Origin of the sequence: Kosakonia radicincitans DSM 16656 (assembly GCF_000280495.2) — a bacterium.
Taxonomy (GTDB): Bacteria; Pseudomonadota; Gammaproteobacteria; order Enterobacterales; family Enterobacteriaceae; genus Kosakonia; species Kosakonia radicincitans.
Genome location: NZ_CP018016.1, coordinates 2,942,838 through 2,961,056, shown reverse-complemented (window position 1 = coordinate 2,961,056; position 18,219 = coordinate 2,942,838). Strand labels below are relative to the sequence as shown.

Here is an 18,219-nt window from a genome sequence, read left to right as displayed (position 1 = left end):
ATCAGACTCCATTATGTTGAACAGGTTGCGACGCATGAGAACCGGCTTTTTGCTGTGCTTTGTTGGGGATCAGGCGGTCCAGCACCATGATCACCGCCGGGGTTATCAGCGCGATATACATATTATTGATGCCAAACGGATCGCCGAGCAGATACCAGACCGAGGTCACCACGCAGGCACCAATCAGCCCGGCGTTCGCGCCCCGTGCGCTCTTAAAGAACGGCGCATAGAAAGCAATGACCGCGACCACGGAAATAGACAGGCGAATAGCGCGGGTAAAGAAAGAGAGCTTCAGCACTTCCGGGACAAACAGCACGAAAATCAGCGGCAGGAAACCAATCAGCAGCGACAGCCAGCGCGTGGCTTTAAATTCCTGTTCTGGCGTCGGGTTGCGGTAGGGGACGTAAAAATCTTTTACCACCAGCGAGGCGATAGCCAGCGCAACGGTACTGACGCTGACAAAGATGGAAGCAACAAGTGACGTTGTCACCAAACCGGCAACCCACGGATTCATATCCTGCAGGAAAATCGGCATCGCATACAGGCTGTTGATTTCCGGGTGCAGGTATTTCGCCGCCACGCCAATCACCGCAATCGCCAGCGCAATCGGCAGGCAGAAGAAAAACGCCACCCAAGTGGAACGCTTCGCCGATTTCACATCTTTGGTCGAGCAAATTGCCTGAATCACGAACTGCGTGCAGAAGATGGAACCGATGGTGCCAATCAGCCAGGCAAAAATGGTGCTGGCGCCGAAGTTACCATCCCAGGTCCAGTAGTATTTCGGCATGTTCTCGATCATCGGCGTGAAACCGCCGGTTTTCGACAGAGCAAAGCCCATGATCGCCAGAATACCGAAATATTTCAGTGCGCTGTGCAGTAGCGTCACCCACGCCACGCCTTTCATGCCGCCGAACGCGAAGTAGAAGGTACTGACAATGGCAGTGATAAATGCCGCCACCGGCAGATTCACTTTCAATACCGTCGAAATCGCCGCCGCGCCGCTGACGTAGTTGCCGACGTTCACCAGCAGCAGAGCGTAGATCATGATGATGGAGATGATATTTTTCGTACTGTTGCCGTACTTCTCGGCAATCGCGCCGGAGATGGTGATCTTGCCGGTGTTATAGATGCGTTTTACCAGCAGAAAGCCAAACAGCGGGAAGCCAATCGCCGCGCCGATCACCGACCAGGAGGCGGCAAAACCATCCTCAAACGCCGCCTGGGCGGTGCCGACGGTGGATTTTGCGCCGATGTATTCAGACATCAACAGAATGCCGACAATAAAGGCGGGCATCGCACGCGAGCCTTCCATAAAATCGCCGGTGTTCTTACTGCGTAAACGGAATGTCAGCCAGGTGGTGAACAGAATGTAGGCTACCACAATGCCGACGATGATGAGGGTATCTTGAGATGTAAAGGTGTTCATCTTTGCCTCTCTTCAGGGCGAGTGAATCCGGGGCGCCTGCAGCGCCCGGTTTTCTTATGACGAATGACTCCGCAATCAGTGAAGGTATTGCGTCACTAGCTGGCGGATCTGTTGTAATTGTTGCTCGCTAAACGTGACGGCGTAACGGCTGTCGCCAACGTCATATCCCATGATTTGTAATGCTTTTTTGACCGCGGCCGGGGAAAACGCCACGTTATACAGTTCGGTGCGCAGCCTGGTGACGCTCTCCTGCGCCGCGTGGGAACCGGCAATATCTCCGGTGGTAAAACATGACCAGATGGCATTGATCGCCTGCGGCGCAACGTTTGCCAGACCGGAAATACAGGCTGAACAGCCGTCGACGAATCCCTGATGGATCAGGGAGTCCGGGCCGTTTAACACGTCGAAACTGCTAATATCGCTGACCGCATGCAAAAAACCGTTCAGGCTCTCATAGCTGCCCGCGCTGTCTTTGATGCCGATGATATTGGGGTGCGCTGCCAGCGTGCGCGCGGTTTGCGGTTCGATAGTGTTGCCGGTACGCGCCGGGATGTTATAGAGAAAAACCGGCACGCTTAACGCGTCCGCCACGGCGGTGTAATGGGCAATAAGTTCATCCTGTTTCAACGGCACGAACCAGGGGGTGATCACTGAAACGGCATCGACGCCGAGCTTTTCAATCTCTTTGCCCAGACGAACGGTTTCCCGCGTCGAGATCTCGCCAATATGCGCCACGACCGGCGCGCGACCGGCCACTTCATCGACGCAGGTGGCGGCGACGGCCACTTTTTCTTGCGCGTTCAGCACGAAGAATTCGCCATTGGTGCCGCCGCAAAAGATGCCGTTTCCGGCGTCGAGCTGGCGATTGATCTGCTGTTTCAGCGCCTGTGGGTTGAAAGCTCCCCCGGTGTCAAAAGGCGTGACAATGGCGGTCAGTACGCCTTTTATCGGTTTGTTCATCACAATTCCTCTGTTTGCGCCGGATGGCGGCTGCGCCATCCGACAATCCGTCATGCATTAAAACAATGTCTGATAAATCGCCTGTACATCCGCATGACTGACGGTGCAGGGCGCGTTATTCATCAACCGCTTAACATTGAGGGACGCGTCGCTCAGCGCCGGGATATCGGCACGCGGTACGCCGAGCGCTTCGAGGTTGTCCGGCAGATTCAGGCGCTTCACCAGCGCAGCAAACCACGCCACCAGCGCATGGGATTTCTCCTCTGCACTCAGCGAGGTGTCCGCATCTGGCAGCAGATCCCACACCTGGGCGAATTTCTCCACGGCGTGCGGGCGCACCACTTTCATGCAGGGCGCGAGCAGAATGGCGTTCGCCACGCCGTGCGGCAGGTGATATTTGCCGCCCAGCGGATAAGAGAGCGCATGCACCAGATGGGTTCCGGCATGGGTAATCGCCGCACCGCCGTAATAAGAGGCCCACAGCATCTCCAGCCGCGCATTGAGATTGTGCGGTTCATTAACTGCGGTTTCGATATTGCGCAGCAGCTTGTAGAGGCCGATCAGCGCGACGTTATCGCTGACCGGATTGGCGATGGTGGCAGTAAAGCACTCAATCAGATGGCACAGCGCGTCGATGCCGGTCGAAGAGGCAATGTGCGCGGGCATGCTGGTGGTCAACTCCGGGATCAGCGCCACATAATCCGGCAGCATTACCGGTGAAATGATGCCGATTTTGGTGTCCTGTTCAGGAATGGCCAGAATCGCATTCGGCGTGGCTTCCGAGCCGGTACCGGCAGTGGCCGGGATCAGCAGCGAGCCGATGCGCGCCGTCGGCTTCTCGCCTTTCAACAGCGCATCAAGACCCGGTGACACCGGGTGACACAGCACGGAGAGAAGCTTCGCCACATCCAGCACGCTACCGCCGCCAATGCCAACCACCAGATCAAATGCGGTGATATGTAATGCACCGACAATTTTCGCGACGTCGTGCTGGCTTGGTTCCGGCGGTACATTGTCAATCAATTGAACGTGTCTGCCATCGCTCTCCAGCAGGGCGCGAATCTGTTGTGTCGCTGCGAGCTTAATAATGTTGCCGTCGCTGACCAGCAGGACGTTCTTTTTACCGGCCAGCAGCGGAGCAATGGCCGGAATCGCCCCCGCGCCGCTAATCAGTGTGCTGTTAATGGTTACCACGACCTTCTCCTGTCTCTGTTATGGTGATTAATCTCAATCATCAGATAGCAATCACCGTCACTACATGGCCTAAATTTATAATTTATTCACAAACTGATTAAGTTGATCTTGCTCACATATAATCAATCATGATTGAATATAATCATAACCAGAACATAATGACCCGGAGAAGGGATGAACGAACAACTGGTGGTGAAAGAGGTCGTGATCCTCGCGGATGATTTCACCGGCGCAAACGACGCCGGTGTCAGCCTGGCGCAGGCGGGCATGCACGTTGAAGTGGCGCTGACGGCAGGTTATGTAAGCCAGGCACAGGCGCTAATCTACAACAGCGACAGCCGGGCGTTGACGGCTCAGGAAGCCGCCGCGCGCATTCACGCGCTGACTGCGGAGATCGGCACCCATTACGCACCGCGCTGGTTAGTGAAAAAAATCGACTCCACCCTGCGCGGCAATATCGGCGCGGAAGTCGCCGCTATGATGCAAGTGCTGCAGGCAACGGCGGCCGTTATCGCCCCGGCATTTCCCCAGGCCGGGCGCATCACCCGCAACGGGCAGTGTTATGTGCAGGGTGTACTGCTGACGGAAACCGAATTTGCCAGCGACCCGAAAACACCGGTGCAAAGCGCAGATATCGGCTGCCTGCTGGCGGCGCACAGCACGGCGGAATGTCGCTATCTGCAACCGGCGCAACTGGCGGAAGCACTGGCGCAGGCGACCGCAGATGCACCGCTGTTGCTGGTGGTGGATGCGCAGACCGATGCCGATCTCGATTTGATTATTGCCCAGACGACACGCGCCGCCACGCCGCCGCTGCTGGTGGGTTCCGCCGGGCTGTGCGATGCGCTGGCACGCCATCTGGCACCGAAAAAACCGGCCGCGCTACTGGCAATAATTGGCTCTATGAGCGAAATCGCTCAACAGCAACTGGAGCAGACCGCAACGCACCCGCGCGTGACGCGCCTGCTGATTGATGTTGATGCGGCACTGGACGCTGATAGCGCCGCATACCGGCAGGCGATTATTACCGCGCTGCGCGCTGGCGAGCACTGCCTGGTACACACCTGCCCGGATGTGCAGGCGCGTCATCAAATTGCGGCGCTGTGCGCTCGTCGCGGCCTGAGCCGCAGTGAACTGGGTGAGCAAATTTGCGCATTTCTGGCGCAATTAACGCGCGAGGTGCTGAGTGAGGTGACGCCTGCGGCGCTCTATCTCTCCGGCGGCGATGTTGCTGTGGCGGTGGCGCAGGCGCTGGGTGCGCGTGGTTTTCATATTCAGGGGCGAGCCGCAGGTTGCGTGCCCTGGGGCTATTTTACAGGTTGCGAGTGGCAACGACCGGTGATGACCAGGGCGGGTGGCTTTGGCGACAAAACGACCTTGCTTAAGGTTCTGCATTTTATCGAGGAGAAATCGAGTGACTAATATCATTGCTGTAACGATGGGCGACCCGGCGGGTATTGGCCCGGAGATTATTATTAAATCGCTGGTCGAAGGCGAGTTATCCGGTGCGCCGGTGGTGGTGGTGGGATGTGCGCGCACCTTCCAGCGCATTCTGGCGATGAATATTACCCCGCGTGCGGAACTGAAGGTCATTGATCGGATTGCCGACGCGCGTTTTGCGCCGGGCGTGATCAACGTCATTGATGAGCCGCTGGAGGATGCTGATGCGCTGCAACCGGGCGTGGTGCAAGCGCAGGCGGGCGATTTGGCGTATCGCTGCATCAAACGTGCGACCGCGCTGGCAATGAACGGTGAGGTAAAAGCGATAGCGACCGCGCCGTTGAATAAAGAGGCGCTGCACCTTGCCGGGCACCACTATCCGGGGCATACCGAACTGCTGGCGCACCTGACCGGCAGCAAAGATTACGCGATGGTGCTTTACACCGATAAGCTGAAAGTGATCCACATCACCACGCATATTGCGCTGCGGAAGTTCCTCGATACCCTCAATCAGGATCGCGTAAAAACCGTGATTCGCGTAGCCGATACGTTCCTCAAACGCGTCGGTTACGATAACCCGCGCATTGCCGTGGCCGGGGTTAACCCGCACGCCGGCGAAAACGGTCTGTTTGGCGATGAAGAGATCAACATTGTCGGCCCGGCGGTGGAAGCCATGAAAGCAGAAGGGCTGAATGTTACCGGTCCGTGCCCGCCGGATACGGTGTTTATGCAGTGCCACGAAGGGATGTATGACATGGTAGTGGCGATGTACCACGATCAGGGTCATATTCCGTTAAAATTGCTGGGATTTTATGATGGCGTTAATATCACCGCGGGTCTGCCTTTTATCCGTACCTCGGCGGATCACGGCACCGCATTTGATATCGCCTGGCGCGGCAAAGCGAAAGCAGAGAGTATGGCGGTATCCATCCAGTTAGCTATGCAAATTACACGGGAATAATATGAAGGGATATAACCGGTTAGAGCAGATAATGGATTACCTGAAAGGGCATAATCTGGTGACGGTGGATCAACTGGTTGCGGCAACCGATGCCTCGCCAGCCACCATTCGCCGCGATTTGATTAAACTCGATCAGGAAGGCGTCATCAGCCGCACCCACGGCGGTGTGACGCTGAACCGGTTTATCCCCTCGCAGCCCACCACCAGCGAGAAAATGCAGCGTAACCTGGCGGAGAAACACGCCATTGCTTGCGCGGCGGCGGCGCTGGTGAAAGCGGGCGACGCCATTGTGCTGGATGCCGGAACGACGATGATTGAACTGGCGCGCCAGTTAACCCATCTGCCGCTGCGGGTGATCACCAGCGACCTGCATATCGCGCTGTTTCTCTCGGAATTTAAGCAGATTGAAGTGACGATTATCGGCGGACGCATTGATGATTCCAGCCAGTCATGCATTGGCGAGCACGGACGCAAACTACTGCAAAATATCTGGCCTGACTGGGCGTTTGTCAGCTGTAACGGCTGGGATTTTGAACGTGGCATTACCGCGCCAACGGAGGAAAAAGCCGCGCTGAAGCACGATCTGATCGTCAATGCGAAGCGGCGGGTATTGCTGGCCGACAGCAGCAAATATGGCGCGTGGTCGCTGTTTAACGTGGCGAAACTCGATTCGCTGACGGATATCATTACTGACGCACAGCTCAGCCCGGAGATCCGCCAGCAGCTTGAAGTGTTGCCAGGGCGGCTAACCATCGCCGGTTAACCGCACGGGCTTCAGGGGAGGCGGGCGATATTGGCTTTAATGACCGCGACGGAGTGATTGAATTTCGCCACTTCGTCACCTTCCAGTTGTAACTCAATAATCTGCTGGACGCCGCTTTGCGTCAGCACGGCAGGCACGCCAATCGCTACATCTTTTACGCCGTATTCACCGTCGAGAACGCAGGAGATTGCCAGCGCGCGGTGGCTGCCGGTAAAGATATTGCGGCAGATCTCGGCGATAGTTCCGGCAATACCGTACTCGGTACAGCCTTTACGGTTATAGATCTCAAAGCCGTGGCGGCGCACTTTGTCTGCCAGCGCGTCGAAATCCAGGGATTGCCCGGTTTTGCGCAGGTAGACATCGGCAATCGGCGAACCGTACACCGAGGAGTGTGACCACACCGGAAATTGCGTATCGCCATGTTCGCCGAGAATAAACGCATCAATACTCTGTGCGCCAATATCCAGCGCCTGCGCCAGCGTGCGACGCAGGCGTGTGGTATCCAGCCAGACGCCGGTGCCGATCACCTGGCTGCGCGGCAGGCCGGAGAGTTGCCATACTTGCCAGGTAATGATGTCGCACGGGTTGGTGGCGACGAGGAAAATACCGTTAAAACCGTTGGCCATCATTGCCGGAACAATGTTTTTGACGATCCGCGCCGTGTTGGTCAGTTCATCCAGCCGCGTCTGGCCCGGCTGTAATGGGCCGCCCGAGACGGTAATGACCGCAATGTCGATATCGGCGCACTCTTCCACCGGGCGCGTGGAGATGGTCATCATGCCGGGCATATACGCGGCGGCATCCGCCAGATCCTGAACGTGGCCTTCCACGCGCTGCTGATTGAGATCGACGAGGATCAACTCCTCGCAAATGTTCTGGTTCAGCAGGGCATACGCGGCGGACGCGCCCACATTTCCTGTGCCGATAATCATCACCTTACGGGCTTTGGTATTCATGCAAATTCCACTAGCAGAGTTAGATATGGGCGTAAATTACCGTTACTTATCCCTGTGATGCAACGCTGCGCCGGAGATATAAATTATTCCTATGACAGCGTCCGTGCTTTGCGCGGTTATTTTTTACAAGGTGATAACAACAAGGAGCACACGATGTACAGTATTGTCGAAGCGAGCGCTTCACAACCCGATGTCATAGCACTGATTGCTGAGCTTGATCGCTACCAGGCGGCGCTCTATCCGGCGGAAAGTAACCATCTGCTCGATCTGGCCTCACTGCCTGACGAGACGCTGATTCTGCGCAAGATCCTCCATCTGGAGCAGGCCGTTGGCTGCGGCGCGGTGGTGCTGAACCTCGACGGTAGCGGCGAGATGAAGCGGGTATTTATCGATCCCACAAACCGCGGGCAGCAACTGGGGGAGAAACTGATTGCCGCGCTGGAACAGGCAGCAGCAGGGCGCGCCTGCCATACGTTGCGGCTGGAAACCGGCATCGAGCAGCATGCGGCGATAAAACTGTATCAGCGCTGTGGCTACCAGATCCGCGATGCATTTGCGCCGTATCAGCCGGATCCGCTGAGCATTTTTATGGAGAAAGCGCTGCGCTGAACGCCTTGCCGCGCACGCGTACAAGCGTCCGTAAGCCCGGTTTGTGGCGTTGCCGTTATTAACGCCACATCTAATAGCGAGTGGGAGGCACGCCGAACATGGCGCGAAAAGCAAAGGTAAATGCGGCCGGGCTTGAATAGCCAAGATCAAGTGCTACCTGCGTGACGCTACGGTTGTTTTTTAACATCACCACGGATTCCAGCAAGCGCACGCGTTTTTTCCATTCGCTGAATGCCACGCCGGTCTCCTTTTTGAAACGGCGTGAAAACGTGCGCACCGACATCCCGCTACAGGAGGCCCACTGCTCAATGCTGTGCGCTTCACCCGGCGTTTTTTGGATCTGGCTGCATACCTTTATCAGCAACGGCGATCCTGGCCATGATATCGACAGACCGGCATCCGGCAATTGCCGAAGTAATGAAATCAGTACCTGCACAAGCTGCGCATCTTCGCCTTCATAATCATACAGTTCCGGTACATTCTGCGTCGCGTAGTGGATAAACTCACGCACGAAATCGCTGACCACCACCACTTTGCTGCCGCTGAAGGCGATGGTTGCGAAACCGGCTTCCACATAAAGGCTTTCCAGCAATACGTCGCTACCGGCAAGAATACGGTGCGGCACATGGGCCGGTATCCAGACGCCATAAAGAACCGGAACCACCAGCGTCTTACCTTCAATTTCCACACGCATATTTCCTTTCCGCGCATAGAGAAATTCGGCGAACGGGTGCTCATGTCTGTCCACTCCCGTATCGCCCGTCAAAGGGTAGCTGCGAAAGTAAACCGGGCGAGGCAAGGTCAACAGTACCGGCGCGGGCTGGCCGCAAATGGGCTGAGGCGGTGGTAACACTAGCTTGGAGCACATAACAACCTGACCTCTATTCGATGAAGTTTGTCTTGATAGCACAGCGCAGGCAGGGCGGGTTTACTGAATAATGACGGGGTCATAAAACTGTTTCGCCCGTCATGAATAATTTACCAGCCATCTGCCTGAGCGATAAGCCTTTTCGCACATAATGACTGGAGTGACGGGGATATTTGCGACTGGCAGCAAGCTACGTTGAAGGAAAGATGATGGCTAACGAATGTACCGTCGATGCTATCGACAAACCAGACCACTGGCAGCGGATCGTGCAGGAACTGCTATCGCAGGCAGGCATTGTGATTAATGGACCTGAACCCTGGGATATCCGGGTGCATGACACGCGCTTTTTCAAACGCGTGTTACAGCAGGGGTCTCTCGGCCTGGGCGAAAGTTACATGGAGGGCTGGTGGGATTGCAAACAGCTCGACGCTTTTTTTGACAAGCTGCTCCGCGCCCGGCTGGACGAACAGCGCCCCGCCAGTTTTGCCGATCTTCTTCGAATCGCGTACGCGCGGCTCACGAATCCGCAGTCGCGCAGACGCGCCTGGCAAGTTGGCGAAGCACACTACGATCTGGGCAATGATCTGTTTAGCCGCATGCTCGATCCCCATATGCAATATTCCTGCGGCTACTGGAAAGATGCCGATGAGCTGTATACGGCACAGGAGAATAAACTGGCGCTGATCTGTGAAAAACTGCAGCTAAAGCCAGGCATGACGCTGCTGGATATTGGCTGCGGCTGGGGCGGTCTGGCTGAATATGCGGCACGTCATTATGGTGTGCGCGTTGAAGGTATTACGATTTCGGCAGAACAAAAAGCCTATGTCGAAAACCGCAGCGCCGGGCTGGATATTCGTATCCTGCTGCAGGATTACCGCGATCTGGACAAACAATATGATCGTATTGTCTCGGTCGGCATGTTTGAGCATGTCGGCCCGAAAAACTACGCCACCTATTTTAAGGTTGCGGATCGCTGCCTGAAACCGGAAGGCCTTTTTTTGCTGCACTCCATTGGATCAAATAAAACGCAACATAACGTTGATGCCTGGATTAACAAATATATATTTCCTAACGGTTGTCTGCCCTCGGTAAAACAAATCGCTGAGGCCAGCGAGCCTTATTTTGTCATTGAGGATTTACATAATTTTGGCGCTGATTACGATAAAACCCTGATGGCATGGCATCGCCGCTTTAATCAGGCCTGGCCGGAATTATCAGGCAATTACTCAACGAAATTTCACCGGATGTTCAACTACTATCTCACTGCCTGTGCGGGAGCATTCCGCGCCAGAAATATTCAGCTTTGGCAACTGGTATTAAGCCGTGGCGTCACCGGTGGGCTGCGCGTGGCGCGCTAAATACAATATTTATAAGGCGAGACAAAACGCTATCACCGTAAAAAAGAGGCTCTGCCGTTATATTCACTGGAAGCTAAATAATATGAACGTTAATTTCTTTGTTACCTGCATTGGCGATGCGCTTAAATCGCGCATGGCCCGCAACAGTGTATTACTGCTCGAACAGTTGGGTTGTCATGTCCAGTTTCCGGAAAAGCAGGGGTGTTGTGGTCAACCGGCCATTAATAGCGGCTACATTACCGATGCGTTGCCGGGGATGAAAGCGCAGATTGCTGCGCTTGAAATCAACGACGATCCCATTATTTCTCCCGCCGGATCCTGTATGAACGCGATTCGCCACTATCAGGACTGGCTGAGCGATGAACCTGAATGGGCAGCGCGCGCGGCGAAGATTGCCAGCCGGATGGTCGATCTGACCTCCTTTATCGTTAACCAGCTTGGTGTGACGGATGTCGGCGCGCGCCTGCCGGGACGCGCTGTTTACCATCCTTCATGCAGTCTGTTTCGCAAGCTGGGTGTACACGATGAACCGCTGGCGCTGTTACGTGAAGTGCGTGAGCTGGAAATCATCCCCTTTGGCGCCCAGGAAACCTGTTGCGGTTTTGGCGGCACTTTTTCGGTCAAAATGGCCGAGATCTCCGGTGAGATGGTGAAAGAAAAGGTTGCGCATCTTATGGAGGCGAAACCGGATTATGTGATCGGCGCGGATGCCAGTTGCCTTATCAATATTGGCGGACGCTTGCAGCGCGAAGGCCACAACGTTCGTGTGCTCCACATTGCTGACGTGCTGATGAGCCGTTAAGGAAGCAACATGTTTCTCAAAACCAGTAACCTCCCTTTTTATGATCGGGTTCAGCAGCAAATTGACGATCCGGTGATGCGCCATGCCGTTGCCAACGCGCAGGATCGCATTGGCACCAATCGCCAGAAAATGATCGATGAACTTGAAAACTGGCCTGACTGGCGTTCACGCGCCGCAGATATTCGCGCCCATGTTCTCGAGAATCTGGATGCTTATCTCTATCAATTGAGTGAAAAGGTCAGCGCGAATGGCGGTCACGTCTTTTTTGCCGACACCCGTGAAGATGCCACCCGTTATATTTTGCAGATTGCGCAGCAGAAGCAGGCCCGCAAAATCGTCAAATCAAAGTCGATGGTGACCGAAGAGATCGGGATGAATGCCGCGCTGGAAGGGGCAGGTATGGAGGTCGTGGAAACCGATCTGGGCGAGTATATTCTGCAACTGGCCAAAGATGCACCTTCGCATGTCGTTGTTCCTGCCATCCATAAAGACCGCCAGCAAATTCAGCGCATTTTGCGAGAGAAACTGGGCTACGAGGGCCCCGAAACCCCGGAAGCGATGACGCGCTTTATTCGCCAGAAGATCCGCGCTGATTTCCTCAACGCCGATATCGGCATCACCGGATGCAACTTTGCGGTAGCGGAAACCGGGACGCTCAGCCTGGTGAGCAACGAGGGCAATGCCCGGCTTTGTACCACCGTGCCACGGACGCATATTGCCGTGATGGGTATGGAGCGCGTGGTTCCCACTTTCGCTGAACTGGACATCATCCTGACCATGCTGGCCCGCAGCGCGGTGGGCGCCCGGCTGACGGGTTACAACACCTGGCTTACCGGGCCGAAAAAAAGCGCGGAAAGCGACGGGCCTGAAGAGTTCCATCTGGTGATTGTCGACAATGGACGCTCGCAGGTGCTGGGTTCTCCTTTTCAGGATATCCTGCGCTGTATACGCTGCGGTGCCTGCATGAATACCTGCCCGGCCTATCGTCATATCGGCGGGCACGGCTACGGTTCGATTTATCCTGGCCCTGTTGGCGCGGTGCTTTCGCCGTTGCTCGGCGGTTATGACGATTTCAAAAACCTGCCTTACGCCTGTTCGTTATGCACTGCCTGCGATGACGTCTGCCCGGTGCGTATTCCCTTGTCCTCACTGATCCTTCAGCACCGCCGCACGCTGGCTGAAAGCGGAATGACGCCCGCGATGGAGAGACATACCGTACATCTGTTCAATTACGCTAACCGCCATCACTCGCTGTGGAAGGTCGGTATGGTCGCGGGCGCACGCGCGGCACAACTGATGATTCACAATGGGAAGATGCCTTTTAGCATCGCGGCTATCCGCAAATGGACGGAAGCCCGCGATCTGCCTGAAGCGGATGGCGAAAGTTTCCGCAGCTGGTTTAAAACGCATCAAAAGCAGCGTAAAAACGGGGAGGAAGCATAATGGAAAACCGCGATGCCTTCATGCAAAAGCTTGCCCAACGTCTCGGTCGCGAGCCGCGTCAAATCCCGCAACCTCTGCCTGTGACGCACTCTGCGCCGCTAAAAAGCCGCTATGCCGGGCAGATTCAGCAGCAGCCTTGCGACAGTTTCATGGAATATGCGACGCAGGTGATGCAGGCTCACTGTGAACTGGCTCCGCTGGCCACTCTTCCTCTGGTTGCCGAACGGCTCTGTAAACATTACGGTGGTGGCCCGATACTGATGAGCGGCGATGCCAGGTTGGCAAACGCGGGCATTACGGCGCATTTGCAGAATGCTTTCCCGACAACGTGCTGGGCCTCGCCAGAGAGTGAAGAAAACCTGCGCAACGCCGCCGCCGCCAATATCGGCGTGGTCTTTGCCGAATACGGCCTTTGTGAAACCGGCGGCGTAGTCCTGTTTTCTTCTCCTTTGCAAGGACGCGCCATCAGTCTGCTTCCGCCAACCACGTTATTTATTCTCTATAAGAGCCGCTTACTGCCTGGCGTCACACAGCTGGCTGAGGTTCTGCATCAGCGGGTGCAGTCAGGTGAAGCTCTCCCTTCCTGTATTAATCTTATCGCCGGGCCAAGTTCAACGGCGGATATTGAGCTTATTAAAGTGGTGGGCGTTCATGGGCCATTGAATGCGGTCTATTTGCTAGTTGAGGATTGTTAAGGCAATTAACAGGACAGGCTGAGATTTACCATCACAATCATTTTTAGTCAGGGATATCTATTATGTAACAGTGATATCCCTGACTCTGCCAATAAAAAAGGTGTGGAAATGGGAAAAGAGAGCTCATTATACCTGATGAGTTTAACCATCCAGGATATTCTCCAGTGGATTGAGTGCAATATTGCAGAGCCGTTACCGCTGGGCGTGTTAGCGCAAAAATCAGGATATTCTGCGTGGCATTTTCAGCGAGGTTTTAAAAAAATAGCCGGTATGTCGCCAGGAATGTATATACGGTATCGAAAAATGGTTATCGCCCGCGAGTTACTTACCGAAACCAATCGCTCAATTACTGAAATTGCCCTGCATCTCGGGTACCAGCAGCAGTCGACATTCTGCCGGGCGTTCCGGGAACATTATCAGCGAACGCCAAGACAGTATCGCCTTCAGGTTCAGACCGGGATCGTCAAGGGTAATAACTGAGAATATAACGTGCAGTGGGTTTTAATAATTTATCACAGCATCAAGTATTATTTTTTATAGTGATGCGCGAAACATGCGGGTTTTGGGGGCGACAACCACAGAATAAGGAGAGTCTGAAGTGGGGCACAAATAAGGTATTGACCCGCTTATCCTGGCCCCACGGTGTTGGTAATGTTCGCGCTATGTGCGAGAAGCGGAAGTTCATATTTATTCTTATCACTTTAAAACTTTAACAAACACCGGGATGTATTAATTCACGGGGCGCAGGCCATTCTCTGTGTATACAGCCTGAGGGTGAATGATCGTTACCCCAGTCTTTCCGGGCAGAGGGATAAATCATGTTTGTCTGGAGTGACAGGATAAAAATCCACGCCGTCGCCGTTGTTCTGACCACGCATACCCATATGATAAGCCTGAAAATTTATTGTCGGGAGCCAAATCTACATCAGTCTTTATTTCGAGGGATTTTAAAGCATAGAATGAAGAACTTTTGTGCAGACCTTTTAACTGCCGTGTAATTCGGTAACCGATGAAGATAAGGTACATTCAGTGACGATAATTATCCCGGATTCATTTCCTGCCCGACGTTTACGCCGTTCCCGTACGCATGCTTTCAGTCGCCGCCTGGTTGCCGAAAACCACCTGACCGTGGATGACCTGATCCTGCCTGTTTTCATTATTGAGGGGAAAAATCAACGACAGGAAATCGCTTCCATGCCGGGTGTGTTCCGCTTATCCCTGGATAACCTGCTTCTGGACGCTGAGAAGCTTGTTCAGTCAGGCATTCCGGCGGTTGCGTTGTTCCCCTCCCTTGAACCGTCAGACAAATCTCTGTTCGCAGAAGCTTCATGGGACCCGACAGGTCTGGTGCCACGTGCAGTTCGTGCACTTAAAGGCGCTTTTCCCGATCTGGGCGTGATCACTGATGTTGCTCTTGATGCCTACACCTTACATGGTCAGGACGGCATTATTGATGAAAACGGTTATGTCCTGAATGATAAGACGAATGAAATTCTGGTGAAACAGGCAATGACTCACGCCTTAGCGGGAGCGGATATTGTTGCGCCGAGTGACATGATGGACGGGCGTATTGGTCAAATCAGACGTGAGTTAGAATCTCAGGCGTTACATAACGTCCAGATAATGGCGTATTCGGCAAAGTATGCTTCAAATTATTACGGACCTTTCCGTGAAGCCACAAGATCTGCAACTGCACTGGGTAAAGCGAACAAGAAAAACTACCAGATGGATCCGGCGAATGCGATGGAAGCACTGCATGAAATTGCTCAGGATTTACAGGAAGGAGCAGATATGGTGATGGTGAAGCCCGGATTACCTTATCTGGATATCATCAGGGAGGCCAAACGTAATTTTGGGGTGCCGGTATTTGCCTATCAGGTCTCCGGAGAGTATGCCATGCATATGGCCGCGTTTCAGAACGGCTGGCTCGAAGAAGAGAAAACGATTATAGAATCTCTGGTGTGTTTCAAACGCGCCGGTGCCGATGGCATTCTCACGTATTTTGCCACGCGAGCAGCCGCGTTGCTTAATCGGGGGCGGGGGGAGTACTGACCTGGCCTGCTTCCGGTAAAGTGATATCACGCTGATCTGCTCAGGGCATTGCCATCGATCGGCAGGGCGCAGCCGGAGCAATCCCGGCTTCACCTCACGTTTCAATGTGCGGCCCTGTTCGGAGTATCGGCGCAACTGACCGAAGCCGCAGTGAGAAGGGGGGAGCTTCGTTTGGGGCAGGTTGAATGATGTTGCGATAGCCAACATCCGCCTGACACAGCGCTCCCCTGATGGCTCAGGATAAATCTGTTGTGGCGCGAGCCTTATCGATCCTGTGAATCGGTATTAAGCAATTCAATAAACGCGTCGAGATGGCGGGTTTTCGCACCGCGCCGCCACACCAGCCAGGTGGTGAGCCAGCGCCAGTTTTCTGACAGCGGCCAGGCTTCCACCTGGTGATGGCCGGGCATGCTTTCCAGCATGCTACGCGGGATCAACGCCAGCCCGGCGCCGGCAATCACGCAGGCCAGCATGCCGTGGTAAGACTCCATCTCATGGATTTTGCCGGGTGTTGCGCGATCGGCCTGGAACCAGCTCTCAAAATGGCGGCGATAGGAGCAGTTGGCGCGAAAGGCGTAAATGCTGGCGCCGTTAACCTGCGAGGCGCGGGTAATCGTTTCATGGCCGACCGGGGCGACGATCATCATCTCTTCCCGATAGACCGGAATACCTTCCAGCCCCGGATGCATAATCGGCCCGTCAACAAACGCGGCGCTGAGTTGCCCCTCCAGCACGCCGTCGATCATCGTTCCGGAAGGGCCAGTGGCAAGATCAAACTGAATGCGCGGGTAGCGCTGATTATACTTCGCCAGCGTCGCCGGGATCCGCACGGCGGCGGTGCTTTCCAGCGCGCCGAGTGAGAACAGCCCTTGCGGTTCGTCGCCTGCCACCACCATGCGCGCTTCATCGACCAGCGCCAGAATTTGCTGGCTGTAACGCAAAAAGCTGTGTCCGGCGGGCGAAAGCCGCAGGCGCTGGTTCTCGCGGATGAACAGATCGACGCCCAGGTCGGACTCCAGCTGGCGAATGCGTGTGGTGAGGTTGGACGGCACGCGATGCACCTTTTGCGCCGCCTGGGTAATGCTGCCGGTCTGCGCCACCGCGTTAAACATCTCAAGCTGTGTTAAGTCCATGCCATTCTCTCATTGTGAATACTGGAGTTAATATTATTCAATTTTCAGAAATAACAAACTCGGCCACTATTGCGCAAGTCCTGAACACATTTATGGGAGACGTTATGTCAATTACCGCGACAACACATGCGATTTCAGTCAATCCGGCCACCGGGGAAACCCTGCGCGCGACGCCGTGGGCGAGCCGCGAAGCGGTGGATGCCGCGCTTGAACTGGCCGCCAGCGGTTATCGCCAGTGGCGGCAGGTCGCCATTGCTGAGCGTGCGCAAAAACTGCGCGATCTCGGCGCGGCGCTCAGAGCGCGTGGTGAAGAGATGGCGCAGATGATTAGCCAGGAGATGGGCAAACCCATTTTGCAGGCACGCGGCGAAGTAAATAAATCCGCCGCGCTGTGCGACTGGTATGCCGATCATGGCCCGGCGATGCTCGGCAGCGAAGCGACGCTGGTGGAAGAGCATCGCGCCACGATTGAGTATCGCCCGCTGGGGCCGATTCTGGCGGTAATGCCGTGGAACTTCCCGCTGTGGCAGGTGTTGCGCGGTGCGGTGCCGATTTTGCTGGCAGGCAACAGCTACCTGCTGAAGCATGCGCCGAACGTGCTGGGATGCGCGCAATTGATGGCGGAGATTTTCGTGCAGGCCGGGATCCCGCAAGGGGTGTTCGGCTGGGTGAATGCCACCAATGAGGGCGTCAGCCAGGCGATTAACGATCCGCGCATCGCCGCCGTCACCGTGACCGGCAGCGTTCGCGCCGGAGCGGCAATTGGTGCCCAGGCCGGTGCGGCGCTGAAAAAATGCGTGCTGGAACTCGGCGGCTCCGATCCCTTTATTGTGCTTAACGATGCCGATGTGGAACTGGCGGTGAAAGCGGCGGTAGCCGGGCGTTATCAGAATACGGGGCAGGTTTGTGCGGCGGCGAAACGCTTTATCATTGAAGAGGGCATTGCGCAGGCGTTCACCGACAAATTCGTTGCCGCGGCTGCGGCGCTGAAACAGGGCGCGCCGGATGTCGAAGAGAACTACCTTGGCCCGATGGCGCGTTTTGATCTGCGCGATGAGCTGCATGCGCAGGTACAGGCCAGTATAAAAGAGGGCGCGAAGCTGGTGCTCGGTGGGGAAAAAGTGCCGGGCAGCGGCAACTACTACCCGGCCACGGTACTGACGCAGGTCACGCCAGCGATGACGGCCTTCCGCCAGGAGATGTTTGGCCCGGTCGCCGCCATCAGTATCGCCCGCGATGCGGAGCACGCGCTGCAACTGGCGAATGACAGTGATTTCGGTTTGTCGGCCACGGTATTTACCGCCGATTCTGCACGGGCGCAGCAGTTTGCTGAACGTCTGGAGTGCGGCGGCGTGTTTATCAATGGCTTCAGCGCCAGCGATGCCCGCGTCGCCTTTGGCGGGGTGAAGAAGAGCGGTTTTGGCCGTGAACTGTCGCACTTCGGTCTGCATGAATTTTGCAACATCCAGACCGTGTGGAAAGACCGGCTGTAAGCTAAACGCGCCCCGGCGGGGCGCGTCACCTCTGGCTGTCATGGGAGTGTCATGATCCTTTTGTAG

Annotated in this window: 17 protein-coding genes; 11 read left to right on the top strand and 6 right to left on the bottom strand. The window is 55.4% G+C overall.

Going from position 1 to position 18,219, the window contains the following annotated elements; genetic code table 11:
- Position 1: 1 nt before the first annotated feature.
- The 3 genes from Y71_RS14170 to Y71_RS14160 all read right to left on the bottom strand — a co-directional run bounded on the left by Y71_RS14170 (position 2) and on the right by Y71_RS14160 (position 3,580).
- The gene (locus Y71_RS14170; protein ID WP_007374924.1) at positions 2-1,426 is read right to left on the bottom strand and encodes a sodium:solute symporter family protein; all 1,425 of its coding nucleotides are present in this window, start codon (positions 1,424-1,426) and stop codon (positions 2-4) included.
- A 75-nt stretch (positions 1,427-1,501) separates the two neighbouring features.
- Positions 1,502-2,386: a dihydrodipicolinate synthase family protein gene (locus Y71_RS14165; RefSeq protein ID WP_007374925.1), complete on the bottom strand. Its 885-nt coding sequence runs from the start codon at positions 2,384-2,386 to the stop codon at positions 1,502-1,504.
- Between the two features lie 57 nt (positions 2,387-2,443).
- Positions 2,444-3,580 carry an iron-containing alcohol dehydrogenase gene (locus tag Y71_RS14160; protein WP_007374926.1) on the bottom strand — a complete coding sequence of 379 codons (1,137 nt, stop codon included), beginning with the start codon at positions 3,578-3,580 and terminating at the stop codon, positions 2,444-2,446.
- A gap of 174 nt (positions 3,581-3,754) precedes the next feature.
- Here Y71_RS14160 and dtnK point away from each other — a divergent pair, with 174 nt between their 5' ends.
- From dtnK to Y71_RS14145, 3 genes are read left to right on the top strand one after another with little or no spacing between them, the layout of a single operon-like run.
- Positions 3,755-5,002 carry a D-threonate kinase gene (dtnK, locus tag Y71_RS14155; protein ID WP_007374927.1) on the top strand — a complete coding sequence of 416 codons (1,248 nt, stop codon included), beginning with the start codon at positions 3,755-3,757 and terminating at the stop codon, positions 5,000-5,002.
- Complete coding sequence (locus Y71_RS14150; protein ID WP_007374928.1) at positions 4,995-5,981, top strand: D-threonate 4-phosphate dehydrogenase; 987 nt, start codon at positions 4,995-4,997, stop codon at positions 5,979-5,981. Before dtnK ends, Y71_RS14150 begins: the two co-directional genes overlap by 8 nt.
- 1 nt (position 5,982) lies before the next feature.
- Positions 5,983-6,744, top strand: coding sequence for a DeoR/GlpR family DNA-binding transcription regulator (locus tag Y71_RS14145; RefSeq protein ID WP_007374929.1), 762 nt, complete (start codon positions 5,983-5,985; stop codon positions 6,742-6,744).
- A gap of 11 nt (positions 6,745-6,755) precedes the next feature.
- Here Y71_RS14145 and Y71_RS14140 read toward each other — a convergent pair whose 3' ends face one another.
- A complete protein-coding gene (locus Y71_RS14140; RefSeq protein WP_007374930.1) occupies positions 6,756-7,700 on the bottom strand; it encodes an L-lactate dehydrogenase in 945 nt (314 codons plus the stop codon).
- Between the two features lie 153 nt (positions 7,701-7,853).
- Here Y71_RS14140 and Y71_RS14135 point away from each other — a divergent pair, with 153 nt between their 5' ends.
- Positions 7,854-8,309 (top strand): GNAT family N-acetyltransferase, encoded by a 456-nt coding sequence (locus Y71_RS14135; protein ID WP_007374931.1) that lies wholly within the window; start codon positions 7,854-7,856, stop codon positions 8,307-8,309.
- Positions 8,310-8,379: 70 nt separating this feature from the next.
- Here the strand turns inward: Y71_RS14135 and Y71_RS14130 are convergent, their stop codons facing one another.
- Complete coding sequence (locus Y71_RS14130) at positions 8,380-9,003, bottom strand: AraC family transcriptional regulator (RefSeq protein ID WP_233218346.1); 624 nt, start codon at positions 9,001-9,003, stop codon at positions 8,380-8,382.
- Between the two features lie 383 nt (positions 9,004-9,386).
- Here Y71_RS14130 and cfa point away from each other — a divergent pair, with 383 nt between their 5' ends.
- The 6 genes from cfa to hemB all read left to right on the top strand — a co-directional run bounded on the left by cfa (position 9,387) and on the right by hemB (position 15,527).
- Positions 9,387-10,535, top strand: a complete 1,149-nt coding sequence (gene cfa, locus Y71_RS14125; RefSeq protein WP_007374933.1) for a cyclopropane fatty acyl phospholipid synthase — start codon at positions 9,387-9,389, stop codon at positions 10,533-10,535.
- A gap of 82 nt (positions 10,536-10,617) precedes the next feature.
- A complete protein-coding gene (locus Y71_RS14120; protein WP_007374934.1) occupies positions 10,618-11,337 on the top strand; it encodes a (Fe-S)-binding protein in 720 nt (239 codons plus the stop codon).
- A gap of 9 nt (positions 11,338-11,346) precedes the next feature.
- Positions 11,347-12,780 carry a LutB/LldF family L-lactate oxidation iron-sulfur protein gene (locus tag Y71_RS14115; RefSeq protein ID WP_007374935.1) on the top strand — a complete coding sequence of 478 codons (1,434 nt, stop codon included), beginning with the start codon at positions 11,347-11,349 and terminating at the stop codon, positions 12,778-12,780.
- Positions 12,780-13,475, top strand: coding sequence for a LutC/YkgG family protein (locus Y71_RS14110; protein WP_007374936.1), 696 nt, complete (start codon positions 12,780-12,782; stop codon positions 13,473-13,475). Before Y71_RS14115 ends, Y71_RS14110 begins: the two co-directional genes overlap by 1 nt.
- Positions 13,476-13,583: 108 nt before the next feature.
- Positions 13,584-13,955 carry a helix-turn-helix transcriptional regulator gene (locus Y71_RS14105; protein ID WP_007374937.1) on the top strand — a complete coding sequence of 124 codons (372 nt, stop codon included), beginning with the start codon at positions 13,584-13,586 and terminating at the stop codon, positions 13,953-13,955.
- 549 nt (positions 13,956-14,504) lie between these two features.
- The gene (gene hemB, locus Y71_RS14100; RefSeq protein WP_007374938.1) at positions 14,505-15,527 is read left to right on the top strand and encodes a porphobilinogen synthase; all 1,023 of its coding nucleotides are present in this window, start codon (positions 14,505-14,507) and stop codon (positions 15,525-15,527) included.
- Between the two features lie 263 nt (positions 15,528-15,790).
- Here hemB and ptrR read toward each other — a convergent pair whose 3' ends face one another.
- Positions 15,791-16,660, bottom strand: a complete 870-nt coding sequence (gene ptrR, locus Y71_RS14095) for a putrescine utilization regulator PtrR (RefSeq protein WP_007374939.1) — start codon at positions 16,658-16,660, stop codon at positions 15,791-15,793.
- Positions 16,661-16,764: 104 nt separating this feature from the next.
- Here ptrR and sad point away from each other — a divergent pair, with 104 nt between their 5' ends.
- Positions 16,765-18,153: a succinate-semialdehyde dehydrogenase gene (gene sad / locus Y71_RS14090; RefSeq protein WP_007374940.1), complete on the top strand. Its 1,389-nt coding sequence runs from the start codon at positions 16,765-16,767 to the stop codon at positions 18,151-18,153.
- Positions 18,154-18,219 lie beyond the last annotated feature (66 nt).